Source organism: Mycobacterium lacus, assembly GCF_010731535.1.
GTDB lineage: Bacteria > Actinomycetota > Actinomycetes > Mycobacteriales > Mycobacteriaceae > Mycobacterium > Mycobacterium lacus.
Map to the genome: position 1 here is coordinate 2,399,108 of NZ_AP022581.1, position 13,070 is coordinate 2,412,177.

Sequence of the window (13,070 nt, forward strand, 5' to 3'; positions counted from 1 at the left end):
CCTGGACGGTGGCGGTTCCCGCCCGAAACGCATGTGCGGCAGGATAGGAGATAGACCACCCCATGCATCCCAGGTAGAAAGCCCCGCCAACTACAGGAGTACCGCGTTGACCACCGAGTTCGCGCGCCACGATCTGGCCAAAACCCCAAGCAGCGCAAGGGAACCCGACCGCGTTCGGGTGATCCGCGAGGGTGTGGCGTCCTACCTGCCCGATATCGATCCCGAGGAGACGTCGGAGTGGCTCGAGTCCTTCGACGAATTGCTGGAGCGGTCGGGCCCGACGCGGGCGCGCTACCTGATGCTGCGGCTTCTGGAACGCGCCGGCGAGCAGCGGATCGCCATCCCGGCGTTGACCTCGACCGATTACGTCAACACCATCCCGACCGAACTGGAGCCGTGGTTTCCCGGCGACGCAGACGTCGAACGCCGATACCGGGCCTGGATCCGATGGAACGCGGCGATCATGGTGCACCGCGCGCAAAGACCGGGCGTGGGCGTCGGTGGTCACATTTCGACCTACGCGTCGTCGGCTGCGCTCTACGAGGTCGGTTTCAACCACTTCTTCCGGGGCAAATCGCACCCCGGCGGCGGGGACCAGGTGTTCATCCAGGGCCACGCGTCCCCCGGCATTTATGCGCGCGCCTTCCTGGAAGGCCGCCTGTCCGCGGACCAGCTTGACGGCTTCCGCCAGGAGCACAGCCATCTCGGCGGCGGGTTGCCGTCCTACCCGCACCCGAGGCTGATGCCCGACTTCTGGGAATTCCCCACGGTGTCAATGGGGCTGGGCCCGATGAACGCCATCTACCAGGCCCGGTTCAACCATTATCTGCACGACCGCGGTATCAAAGACACCTCCGACCAGCACGTGTGGTGTTTCTTGGGCGACGGCGAGATGGATGAGCCGGAGAGCCGCGGCCTGGCCCATGTGGGCGCCCTGGAAGGCCTGGACAACCTGACGTTCGTGATCAACTGCAACCTGCAGCGCCTCGACGGCCCGGTCCGCGGCAACGGCAAGATCATCCAGGAGTTGGAGTCGTTCTTCCGCGGGGCCGGCTGGAACGTCATCAAGGTGGTGTGGGGCCGTGAATGGGACGCCCTGCTGCACGCCGACCGCGACGGCGCCTTGGTGAACTTGATGAACACGACGCCCGATGGTGATTACCAGACCTACAAGGCCAACGACGGCGCCTACGTGCGCGACCACTTCTTTGGGCGCGACCCACGCACCAAGGCTCTCGTGGAGCACATGAGCGACTCCGAGATCTGGAACCTCAAGCGTGGCGGGCACGACTATCGCAAGGTCTACGCCGCCTACCGGGCCGCCGTCGACCACAAGGGACAGCCGACGGTGATTCTGGCCAAGACCATCAAGGGCTACTCGCTGGGCGCGCACTTCCAGGGCCGCAACGCCACCCATCAGATGAAAAAGCTTGCGCTGGAAGACCTCAAGTACTTCCGGGACGCCATGCGCATTCCGATCAGCGACGCTCAATTGGAGGAGGATCCGTACCTGCCGCCGTACTACCACCCCGGGCCGGACGCCCCGGAGATCCGGTACCTGCTCGATCGGCGCCGCGCGCTGGGGGGCTTTCTGCCCGAGCGCCGCACTAACGCCAAGGCGCTGAAGCTTCCTGGCCGCGACATCTACGCCCCGTTGAAGAGGGGCTCGGGAAGCCAGGAGGTCGCCACCACCATGGCGGTGGTGCGCACCTTCAAGGAAGTATTGCGGGACAGGCAAATTGGCCCGCGGATCGTGCCGATCATTCCCGACGAGGCGCGCACGTTCGGGATGGACTCGTGGTTCCCGTCGTTGAAGATCTACAACCGCCTTGGTCAGCTGTACACGGCGGTCGACGCCGAGCTGATGCTGGCGTACAAGGAGAGCGAGATCGGGCAGATCCTGCACGAGGGCATCAACGAAGCCGGGTCGGTGGCCTCATTCACCGCGGCCGGCACCTCGTATGCGACGCACAACGAACCGATGATCCCGATCTACATCTTCTATTCGGCGTTCGGGTTCCAGCGCACCGGCGACGGCCTGTGGGCCGCGGCCGACCAGATGGCGCGTGGCTTCCTGCTCGGCGCCACCGCGGGACGCACCACACTGACCGGCGAGGGCCTGCAGCACGCCGACGGTCACTCGCTACTGTTGGCGGCCACCAACCCGGCGGTGGTCTCCTACGACCCCGCGTTCGCCTACGAAATCGCCTACATCGTGGAAAGCGGGCTGTCCCGGATGTTCGGGGAGAACCCGGAGAACGTGTTCTTCTACATCACCGTCTACAACGAGCCGTATGTTCAGCCGCCGGAGCCGGAGAACTTCGATCCCGAGGGCCTGCTGCGGGGCATGTACCGGTACCGGGCCGCCACGGAGCAGCACACCAGCAGGGCGCAGATCCTGGCCTCGGGGGTGTCCATGCCCGCCGCGCTGAAGGCGGCGGAGCTGCTGGCCGCCGAGTGGGATGTCGCCGCCGACGTGTGGTCGGTGACCAGTTGGGGCGAGCTCAACCGCGACGGGGTTGCCGCCGAGACCGCCAACCTGCGCCACCCCGAACGACCGGCCCGCGTCCCGTACGTGACCCAGGCCCTCGCCGGGTGCAGCGGGCCCGTGATCGCCGTATCCGATTGGATGCGCGCGGTCCCCGAGCAGATCCGGCCCTGGGTGCCCGGCTCCTACGTCACGCTGGGCACCGACGGGTTCGGCTTCTCCGACACCCGGCCCGCCGCTCGGCGCTACTTCAACACCGACGCCGAATCCCAGGCGGTCGCGGTGCTGGAGGCGCTGGCACGCGATGGTGAGATCGACCAATCGGTGCCAGTCACGGCCGCCAAGCAGTACCGGATCGACGACGTGCAGGCCGCGCCGGAGCTGGGGGTACTCCCCAGCTCCGCGGTGACCCCACCCGCTTGCGGGGGAACGTCGGATCCCGGCGTCGCGTGATCCCGTCACACGCCCGCGTCGCTCTTGGAGGAAAGTTCCAGAAACCTGGCGTAGCTTTTAGGCGTGAATGACAACCTGTTTGCCGGCCCCTTCGCGCGCCATCCGCGGTCGCCGCTCGAACTGCTGGACACCGTGCCCGAATCGGTGCTGCGGCGGTTGAAGCAATACTCGGGCCGGCTGGCCACCGAGGCAGTCTCGGCCATGCAAGAGCGGTTGCCGTTCTTCGCCGACCTGGAAGCCTCTCAGCGCGCCAGCGTGGCGCTGGTGGTCCAGACGGCCGTGGTGAACTTCGTCGAGTGGATGCAGGACCCGCACAGCAACGTCAGCTACACCGCGCAGGCATTCGAGTTGGTCCCCCAGGACCTCAGGCAACGAATCGCGTTGCGCCACACCGTGGACATGGTGCGGGTCACGATGGAGTTCTTCGAGGAAGTGGTGCCGCTGCTGGCCCGCTCCGAAGAACAGTTGACCGCGCTCACAGTCGGCATTTTGAAGTACAGCCGCGACCTGGCGTTTACCGCCGCCTCGGCGTACGCCGACGCGGCCGAGGCGCGGGGCACCTGGGACAGCCGGATGGAGGCCAGCGTTGTCGACGCGGTGGTCCGCGGCGACACCGGCCCTGAGCTGCTGTCGCGGGCGGCCGCGTTGAACTGGGACACGACCGCGCCCGCGACGGTCGTGGTGGGCACCCCGGCACCCGGCCGGGACGGCTCGAACAACGAGGTCGACAGCGAACGGGCCAGCCAGGACGTCCGCGATATCGCCGCTCGCCACGGCCGCGCGGCACTGACCGACGTGCACGGCACCTGGTTGGTGGCCATCGTGTCCGGTCAGTTGTCGCCGACGGACAAATTCCTGCAGGACATCCTTGAGGCCTTCTCCGACGGCCCGGTGGTCATCGGACCGACCTCGCCGATGCTCACCGCGGCCTGCCACAGCGCCAGCGAGGCGATTTCCGGGATGAACGCCGTCGCCGGGTGGAGCGGGGCGCCACGGCCCGTACTGGCCAGGGAGCTGCTGCCGGAACGCGCACTGATGGGTGATGCGTCGGCGATCGTGGCGCTGCACACCGACGTGATGCGGCCATTGGCCGATGCCGGACCGACGCTCACCGAGACACTCGATGCTTATCTAGACTGTGGCGGCGCGATTGAGGCCTGTGCCAGGAAGTTGTTCGTTCATCCAAACACGGTTCGATATCGGCTCAAGCGCATCACCGACTTCACCGGCCGCGATCCCACCCAGCCGCGTGACGCCTACGTCCTTCGGGTGGCGTCCACGGTGGGCCAACTGAACTACCCGACGGTTCACACCAGCGTCGGTAGCAACGCCATCGCCCCGCTGCCCGCCGCGGTAAGGGGCGGTATCCGACCGCACCTGGGCGCGCAGTGATCTAAGCAACAGATCGCGGGACGATCTCAAACGTGTAGCTTACGGGCCTGTTTTGTAGGGTGTACACAAAAACCTAAGACGAGGTTCATAATCTGTTACACCCCGCAAAACCGTCTTCACAGTGTTCTCTTAGACACGTGATTGCGTTGCTCGCACCCGGACAGGGTTCGCAGACCGAAGGAATGCTGTCGCCGTGGCTGGAACTGCCGGGCGCGGCAGACCAGATCGCGTCCTGGTCCGAGGCCAGCGGCCTGGATCTGGCGCGGTTGGGCACCACCGCGTCGACCGAGGAGATCACCGACACCGCGATCGCCCAGCCGTTGATCGTCGCGGCCACCCTGCTCGCTCACCGGGAGCTGACCAAGCGTGGGCTGCTGACGGCGGGGCCATTCGTCGTGGCCGGTCACTCCGTCGGCGAGATCGCGGCATACGCGATCGCCGGCGTCATGGCCGAAGACGACGCCGTTGCGCTGGCTGCCACCCGCGGCGCGGAGATGGCCAAAGCGTGCGCCATCGAGCCCACCGGCATGTCCGCGGTGCTCGGCGGTGACGAGGCCGAGGTGCTGGGCCGCCTGGAGCAACTCGACTTGGTCCCTGCCAACCGCAACGCCGCTGGCCAGATCGTCGCCGCCGGCCTGCTGACCGCGCTGGAGAAGCTCGCCGAGGACCCGCCCGCCAGGGCTCGGGTGCGCCCGCTGGGTGTGGCCGGAGCGTTCCACACCAGTTTCATGGCTTCGGCTCTCGACGGCTACGCCGCAGCGGCGGCACGCATCGCCATCAACGAGCCGACGGCCACGCTATTGTCCAACCGCGACGGGAAGCCGGTTGCCTCCGCGACCGCGGCGATGGACGCCTTGGTCTCTCAGCTCACGCAGCCGGTGCGCTGGGACCTGTGCACCGCGTACATCCGTGAGCACAGCGAGCACAATGTCACGGCGATCGTGGAGTTCCCCCCGGCGGGCGCCCTCACCGGTATCGCCAAACGTGAACTTCGGGGGGTTCCGACGCATGCCGTCAAGTCGCCCGCAGACCTGGACGAGTTGGCAAACCTGTAACACCAGCTTTGGCCAGTACAACCACACACCGCTCCAAGAGCACGTCAATTCGATTTACCCACAACACATTACGAAGGGAAGCAAGGCTGTGGCCGTAACTCAGGAAGAAATCATCGCCGGTATTGCCGAGATCATCGAAGAGGTCACCGGTATCGAGCCGTCCGAGGTCACCCCGGAGAAGTCGTTCGTCGACGACCTGGACATCGACTCGCTGTCGATGGTCGAGATCGCGGTGCAGACCGAGGACAAGTACGGCGTCAAGATCCCCGACGAGGACCTGGCCGGTCTGCGCACCGTCGGTGACGTTGTCGCTTACATCCAGAAGCTTGAGGAAGAGAACCCCGAGGCCGCTCAGGCGCTGCGCGCCAAGATCGAGTCGGAGAACCCCGAGGCCGTCGAAAAAGTTCAGGCAAGGCTGGAAGCGGACAGCAAGTGACTAAGCCTTCCACTGCTAATGGCGGTTACCCCAGCGTTGTGGTGACCGCCGTCACAGCGACGACGTCGATCTCGCCGGACATCGAGAGCACGTGGAAGGGTCTGTTGGCCGGCGAGAGCGGCATCCACGTCCTTGAAGACGAGTTCGTCACCAAATGGGACCTACCGGTCAAGATCGGCGGCCACCTCAAGGAACCGATCGATAGCCACATGGGCCGGCTGGACATGCGGCGGATGTCGTATGTCCAGCGCATGGGCAAATTGTTGAGCGGTCAGCTGTGGGAAACCGCAGGCACCCCGGAGGTCGATCCGGACCGATTCGCCGTCGTCGTCGGCACCGGTCTGGGCGGCGCCGAGCGGATCGTGGAGAGCTACGACCTGATGAACCAGGGCGGGCCCCGCAAGGTGTCCCCGCTTGCCGTTCAAATGATCATGCCCAACGGCGCCGCGGCGACCGTCGGGCTGCAACTCGGCGCCCGGGCCGGGGTGATGACCCCGGTGTCGGCCTGCTCGTCGGGCTCGGAGGCGATCGCTCACGCTTGGCGTCAGATCGTCATGGGTGATGCGGACGTCGCCGTCTGCGGCGGTGTCGAAGGACCCATCGAGGCGCTACCCATTGCGGCGTTCTCCATGATGCGGGCCATGTCGACCCGCAATGACGAGCCCGAGCGTGCGTCGCGGCCGTTCGACAAAGACCGCGACGGCTTCGTGTTCGGCGAGGCCGGGGCGCTCATGCTCATCGAGACCGAGGAGCACGCGAAGGCCCGCGGCGCCCAGCCGCTGGCCAGATTGCTGGGTGCCGGGATCACCTCGGACGCCTTCCACATGGTGGCGCCTGCGGCGGACGGCGTGCGTGCCGGCAGGGCGATGACACGGGCGCTGGAGCTGGCGGGCCTGTCGCCGGCGGACATCGACCACGTCAACGCGCACGGGACGGCGACACCGATCGGCGACACCGCGGAGGCCAATGCCATCCGGGTCGCCGGTTGTGAGCGGGCGGCGGTGTATGCCCCGAAGTCGGCGCTGGGCCACTCCATCGGCGCGGTCGGTGCCCTCGAATCCGTGCTCACGGTGCTGACGCTTCGCGACGGCGTCATTCCGCCCACGCTGAACTACGAGACCCCGGATCCCGAGATCGACCTCGATGTTGTCGCGGGTGAACCCCGCTACGGCGATTACCGTTACGCGATCAACAACTCGTTCGGGTTCGGCGGCCACAATGTGGCGCTCGCCTTCGGGCGCTACTGAACACGGCGTCCGGCGACGATGCGGGCCGCACGCGGCCCGAGGAGGAGCCGGACAGATACGGAAGGAACGTTCGCTAGACCCATGACGGAGCTGGTTACAGGGAAGGCCCTGCCCAATGTGGTGGTCACCGGTATCGCCATGACCACCGCACTCGCGACCGACGCGGAGACCACCTGGAAGTTGTTGCTGGACAGCCAAAGTGGAATTCGCACCCTCGACGACCCGTTCGTCGAGGAGTTCGACCTACCGGTCCGCATCGGCGGGCACCTGCTGGAGGAATTCGACCATCAGCTGACGCGGGTCGAGCTGCGTCGGACGGCATACCTGCAGAGAATGTCCACCATATTGGGCCGCCGGGTATGGGAGAACACCGGATCGCCGGAGGTCGACACCAACCGGCTGGCGGTGTCCATCGGCACCGGGCTGGGCTCGGCCGAAGAGCTCGTATTCGGTTACGACGACATGCGCGCTCGCGGCTTCAGGGCGATCTCTCCGCTGGCCGTGCAGAAGTACATGCCCAATGGTGCCGCCGCGGCCGTCGGCCTGGAACGCCATGCCAAGGCCGGGGTGATGACGCCGGTGTCGGCGTGCGCGTCTGGTTCCGAAGCGATCGCCCGCGCGTGGCAGCAGATCGTGCTCGGTGAGGCCGACATCGCGATCTGCGGTGGCGTGGAAACCAGGATCGAGGCGGTACCCATCGCCGGGTTCGCCAACATGCGCATCGTGATGTCCACCAACAACGACGATCCCGCCGGTGCCTGTCGCCCGTTCGACAGGGACCGCGACGGCTTCGTCTTCGGTGAGGCCGGCGCTTTGATGGTGATCGAGACCGAGGAGCACGCCAAGGCACGCGGCGCCAACATCCTGGCTCGCATCATGGGGGCCAGCATCACCTCGGACGGCTATCACATGGTGGCACCGGACCCCAACGGGGAACGCGCCGGGCACGCGATCACGCGGGCGGTGCAGCTGGCGGGCCTGGTTCCCAGCGACATCGACCACGTCAACGCCCATGCCACCGGCACCCAGGTCGGCGACCTGGCCGAGGGCAGGGCGATCAACAACGCCCTCGGCAGCAATAGGCCGGCGGTATACGCGCCCAAGTCCGCCCTCGGCCATTCGGTCGGTGCGGTCGGCGCGGTGGAATCGATCTTGACGGTGCTCGCGTTGCGGGATCAGATAATCCCCCCGACACTGAATCTGGTCAACCTCGATCCAGAGATCGACCTGGATGTGGTGGCCGGGAAGCCGCGGCCGGGTAACTACCGGTATGCGGTCAACAACTCGTTCGGATTCGGCGGTCACAACGTGGCGATCGCCTTTGGGCGTTACTAGGCCCGAGCACCACTCGGAACACAGGAGACCTGCGATGACGATCATGGCCCCCGAGGCGGTTGGCGAGTCGCTCGACCCCCGCGATCCGCTGTTGCGGCTGTGCAACTTCTTCGACAACGACAGCGTCGAACTGCTGCACGAGCGTGACCGCTCCGGCGTGCTTGCCGCGGCCGGCACCGTGAACGGTGTGCGCACCATCGCGTTCTGCACGGACGGCACCGTGATGGGCGGCGCGATGGGCATCGAGGGCTGCACGCACATCGTCAATGCCTACGACACCGCGATCGAGGAGCAGAGCCCGATCGTGGGCATCTGGCACTCGGGTGGGGCCCGGCTCGCCGAAGGCGTGCGCGCGCTGCATGCGGTCGGCCTGGTGTTCGAGGCCATGATTCGCGCGTCCGGTTACATCCCGCAGATCTCGGTGGTCGTCGGCTTCGCCGCCGGCGGCGCCGCCTATGGGCCGGCGCTGACCGACGTCGTCGTGATGGCGCCGGAAAGCCGGGTGTTCGTCACCGGGCCCGACGTGGTGCGCAGCGTCACCGGCGAGGACGTCGACATGGCGTCGCTCGGTGGTCCGGAGACCCACCACAAGAAATCCGGGGTGTGCCATATCGTCGCCGACGACGAACTCGACGCCTACGAACGCGGCCGCCGGCTGGTCGGATTGTTCTGCCAGCAAGGGCATTTCGACCGCAGCAAGGCCGAGGCCGGTGACACCGATATCCACGCGCTGTTGCCCGAGTCTTCGCGCCGGGCCTACGACGTGCATCCGATCGTGACCGCGATCCTCGACTCCGACACACCGTTCGACGAGTTCCAGGCCAATTGGGCGCCGTCGATGGTGGTCGGTCTGGGCCGGCTGTCCGGCCGCACGGTCGGCGTGTTGGCGAACAACCCGCTGCGTCTGGGCGGTTGCTTGAACTCCGAAAGTGCCGAGAAGGCAGCGCGTTTCGTGCGCCTTTGCGACGCATTCGGGATACCGCTGGTGGTCGTCGTCGACGTCCCTGGCTATCTGCCCGGTGTGGACCAGGAGTGGGGCGGCGTGGTGCGCCGCGGCGCCAAGCTGTTGCACGCGTTCGGCGAGTGCACCGTTCCGCGCGTCACGCTGGTCACCCGAAAGACCTATGGCGGGGCCTACATTGCGATGAACTCCCGCTCGTTGAACGCGACCAAGGTGTTCGCCTGGCCGGACGCCGAGGTCGCGGTCATGGGCGCCAAGGCGGCCGTCGGCATCCTGCACAAGCGCAAGCTGGCCGCCGCCCCGGATCACGAGCGCGAGGCGCTGCATGACGAGCTGGCCGCCGAGCATGAGCGGATCGCCGGCGGTGTGGACAGCGCCATCGACATCGGCGTGGTCGACGAAAAGATCGACCCGGCGCACACCCGCAGCAAGCTCACCGAGGCGCTGGCCCAGGCCCCGGCACGCCGCGGCCGCCACAAAAACATCCCGCTCTAATACCGCGAGCAGACGCAGAATCGCACTGCGCGGACCCCGCGCGTGCGATTCTGCGTCTGCTCGCCAGTTATCCCCAGCGGTGGCTGGCCAATGCGACGCGCTTCTCGCATGCTTTCGCGGTGCACCCCGATGTGACAGAGCTCCTGCGGCAGGCCGGCGGATTTGCCACCACCGCGCAATTGCTGACAGTCATGACCCGTCAACAGCTCGACGTCCAAGTGAAATGTGGCGCCCTCGTTCGCGTCTGGCATGGCGTCTACGCCGCCCAGGAACCAAATCTGTTGGGCCGCTTGGCAGCGCTCGACATCTTTATGGGCCGACATGCCGTAGCGTGCATGGGCACGGCTGCCACGTTGTACGGATTTGACACCGAGAACACCACCGCCGTTCACGTGCTAGATCCTGGCGTACGGATGCGCCCCACGGTGGGTCTGATGGTCCACCAACGCATTGGTGCTCGCCTGCAGCGGATATCAGGGCGTCTCGCAACCGCACCGGCCTGGACCGCCGTGGAGGTCGCAAGGCAGTTGCACCGTCCGCGAGCACTGGCAACGCTCGACGCCGCACTGCGTTCAATGCGCTGTACCCACAATGACATTGAAACCGCCGTTGCGGAGCAGCGAGGACGACGAGGCATCGTCGCAGTGCGCGAGCTCTTGCCCTTCGCCGACGGGCGCGCCGAGTCGGCCATGGAAAGCGAAGCGCGCCTCGTCATGATCGACCACCGCCTGCCTCTGCCAGAGCTCCAGTACCCGATCCATGGCCCCGACGGCGAGCTGTGGCGCGTCGACTTCGCGTGGCCTGAGGCCTACGTGGCAGCCGAATACGAAAGTATCGACTGGCACGCGGGGCGGGACGAGATGCTGCGTGACAAAACGCGGTGGGGCAAAATCCAAGAGCTTGGGTGGACGATCATTCCAATAGTCGTCCACGACGTGAGGCGCGAACCCGACCGGCTCGCGAAACGAATCGGGAGCCACCTGGCCCGCCCACGTATGGCCAGCTGACCTTGGCGAGCAGACGCAGAATCGCACTGCGCGGACCTCGCGCGTGCGATTCTGCGTCTGCTCGCCAAGAACTACCCCACTCCGGCAAGGAACTCCTCCGCCACACCGACAACCCGCTCCCGGTCGCGCGGCACAAGACCGATCCGGGTCCGCCGATCTAGGATGTCGCCGACATCCAGCGCGCCCTCGTGGGTCACTGCGAATTCGAACTCCGCGCGAGTCACGTCGATGCCGTCGGCGACCGGTTCGGTGGGCCGCGCACACGTGGCGGCGACGACGACGTTGGCCGCCTCGGCGCCAAAGCGCGCGACCAGCGACGCCGGCACACCGCCCGCGGTTCCCGCGACCGGGCCGGGGTTCGCCGGTGCGCCGATCAGCGGCAGGTTACGAGTCCGGCATTCGGCGGCCCCCAGGTGTCGCAGGCGGATGGCGCGATTCAGCACATCCTCAGCCATGTAGCGGTATTCGGTCAGTTTGCCGCCGACCACGCTGATCACGCCAGACGGCGACTCGAAGACGGCGTGGTCGCGCGAGACATCGGCGGTGCGGCCTTCGCCGGTGTCGATAAGCGGCCGCAGGCCGGCGTAAGCACCGATGACATCCGTGGCCGTCACCGTCGTCCCCAGCGCGGTGTTCACCGTGTCCAGCAGGAACGTGATTTCCTCCGAAGTCGGTTGTGGCACATCGGGTATCGGGCCGGGGGCGTCTTCGTCGGTCAGCCCAAGGTAGACCCGGCCCAGCTGCTCGGGCATGGCGAACACGAAGCGGTTTAGCTCACCGGGAATCGGAATGGTCAGCGCCGCAGTCGGATTGCCGAACACGCTGGCGTCGAAGACGAGGTGGGTTCCGCGGCTGGGCCGCAACTTCAACGCGGGGTCAATCTCGCCGCCCCAGACCCCCGCCGCGTTGATGACGGCCCGCGCCGACACGTCGAACGACTGTCGCGTGCGCCGGTCGGTCAGCCGCACCGAGGTGCCGGTGGCCTCGGACGCCGCCACGTAGGTAAGGACCCGGGCGCCGTGCTGCGCCGCGGTGCGCGCGACCGCGGTGACTAGCCGGGCGTCATCGATCAACTGCCCGTCGTAGGCCAGCAATCCACCCCGAAGCCCGCCCCGTCGCACGGTAGGAGCCATCTCCACGACGCGCCGCGGCGGAACTCGGCGCGACCTGGGCAGCGTCGACGATGGCGTTCCGGCCAGCATGCGTAACGCGTCGCCCGCCAGAAATCCGGCGCGCACTAACGCGTGCTTTGCGCGACCCATCGACGGCAACAGCGGAACCAGCTGCGGCATCGCATGAACCAGGTGCGGGGCGTTGCGCGTCATCAGGATTCCGCGTTCGACGGCGCTGCGCCGGGCGATCCCCACGTTGCCGGTCGCAAGGTAGCGCAGGCCACCATGCACCAGCTTGGAACTCCACCGGCTGGTGCCGAACGCCAGATCGTGCTTTTCCACCAGGGCCACCCGCAGGCCTCGGGACGCGGCGTCCAAGGCGATGCCGACGCCGGTGATTCCGCCGCCGATGACGATGACGTCGAGCGGCTCCCCGTCCGCGAGTGCGGCAAGGTCCGCGTCGCGGCGCGCCGCGTTGAGCGCGGTCGAGTTGGTCATCAGGACAGGTATCCGTTCAGTGAGTAGGTGAGTTCGGCGGCCAGCGCTTCGGCATCGAGGATCGGTGCGACGATGTCGGCGGACTGAATGGTCGACTGGGCGATCAGCAGCACCATGGTCGCGAGTCGACGGGGGTCGCCGGCGCGAACGCTGCCCGTTCGTTGTGCCACGCGCAGGCGTGCCGCCAGCCCCGCTATCAGGAACTGCTGGCTGGCACCGAGGCGTTCGGTGATGTAAACCCTGGCCAGCTCCGAATGCATCACCGACATGATCAATTCGTCGCGGCGCAGTCGGTCGGCCACCGCCACGACTTGCTTGACCAACGCTTCCCGGTCGTCCCCGTCGACCGGCACCTCACGCATCACGTCGGTGATGTGGTTGGTCAGCAGCGCCGACATGATTGACCGCGTATCCGGCCAGCGGCGGTATACCGTCGGGCGGCTTACGCCCGCGCGCCGTGCTATCTCGGCGAGGGTCACCCGGTCCACGCCGAAATCGACCACACAGCTCGCGGCCGCCTGAAGTATGCGGTCCCGGGTATCCGCAGTGGCATTACTCATTGACAGCATGTGTAATACTGTAACGCATGAC

Annotated in this window: 10 protein-coding genes; 8 read left to right on the forward strand and 2 right to left on the reverse strand. The window is 66.8% G+C overall.

What is annotated here, in order from left to right; all coding sequences use genetic code 11:
• Positions 1 to 106: 106 nt before the first annotated feature.
• The 8 genes from aceE to G6N24_RS11010 all read left to right on the forward strand — a co-directional run bounded on the left by aceE (position 107) and on the right by G6N24_RS11010 (position 10,869).
• Positions 107 to 2,941 (forward strand): pyruvate dehydrogenase (acetyl-transferring), homodimeric type, encoded by a 2,835-nt coding sequence (gene aceE / locus G6N24_RS10975; protein ID WP_232070751.1) that lies wholly within the window; start codon positions 107 to 109, stop codon positions 2,939 to 2,941.
• Positions 2,942 to 3,004: 63 nt separating this feature from the next.
• On the forward strand, positions 3,005 to 4,333 hold the full coding sequence (locus G6N24_RS10980; RefSeq protein WP_085161825.1) for a PucR family transcriptional regulator: 1,329 nt from the start codon (positions 3,005 to 3,007) through the stop codon (positions 4,331 to 4,333).
• Between the two features lie 137 nt (positions 4,334 to 4,470).
• Positions 4,471 to 5,388 (forward strand): ACP S-malonyltransferase, encoded by a 918-nt coding sequence (locus G6N24_RS10985; RefSeq protein WP_085161824.1) that lies wholly within the window; start codon positions 4,471 to 4,473, stop codon positions 5,386 to 5,388.
• Positions 5,389 to 5,476: 88 nt separating this feature from the next.
• Positions 5,477 to 5,824 (forward strand): meromycolate extension acyl carrier protein AcpM, encoded by a 348-nt coding sequence (acpM, locus tag G6N24_RS10990; RefSeq protein WP_085161823.1) that lies wholly within the window; start codon positions 5,477 to 5,479, stop codon positions 5,822 to 5,824.
• Positions 5,821 to 7,071: a 3-oxoacyl-ACP synthase KasA gene (gene kasA, locus G6N24_RS10995; protein ID WP_085161822.1), complete on the forward strand. Its 1,251-nt coding sequence runs from the start codon at positions 5,821 to 5,823 to the stop codon at positions 7,069 to 7,071. Before acpM ends, kasA begins: the two co-directional genes overlap by 4 nt.
• Positions 7,072 to 7,152: 81 nt before the next feature.
• Positions 7,153 to 8,406: a 3-oxoacyl-ACP synthase KasB gene (gene kasB, locus G6N24_RS11000; protein ID WP_085161821.1), complete on the forward strand. Its 1,254-nt coding sequence runs from the start codon at positions 7,153 to 7,155 to the stop codon at positions 8,404 to 8,406.
• Positions 8,407 to 8,440: 34 nt separating this feature from the next.
• A complete protein-coding gene (locus tag G6N24_RS11005) occupies positions 8,441 to 9,862 on the forward strand; it encodes an acyl-CoA carboxylase subunit beta (protein ID WP_085161820.1) in 1,422 nt (473 codons plus the stop codon).
• 119 nt (positions 9,863 to 9,981) lie between these two features.
• Entirely contained in the window at positions 9,982 to 10,869 is an 888-nt protein-coding gene (locus G6N24_RS11010) for a hypothetical protein (protein ID WP_085161819.1), read from the forward strand.
• A 71-nt stretch (positions 10,870 to 10,940) separates the two neighbouring features.
• Here the strand turns inward: G6N24_RS11010 and G6N24_RS11015 are convergent, their stop codons facing one another.
• Together G6N24_RS11015 and G6N24_RS11020 are read right to left on the reverse strand one after the other, a co-directional pair.
• Positions 10,941 to 12,479, reverse strand: a complete 1,539-nt coding sequence (locus G6N24_RS11015; protein ID WP_139822496.1) for a glycerol-3-phosphate dehydrogenase/oxidase — start codon at positions 12,477 to 12,479, stop codon at positions 10,941 to 10,943.
• On the reverse strand, positions 12,479 to 13,048 hold the full coding sequence (locus tag G6N24_RS11020; protein ID WP_085161817.1) for a TetR/AcrR family transcriptional regulator: 570 nt from the start codon (positions 13,046 to 13,048) through the stop codon (positions 12,479 to 12,481). The genes G6N24_RS11015 and G6N24_RS11020 overlap by 1 nt, the downstream gene beginning before the upstream one ends.
• Positions 13,049 to 13,070 lie beyond the last annotated feature (22 nt).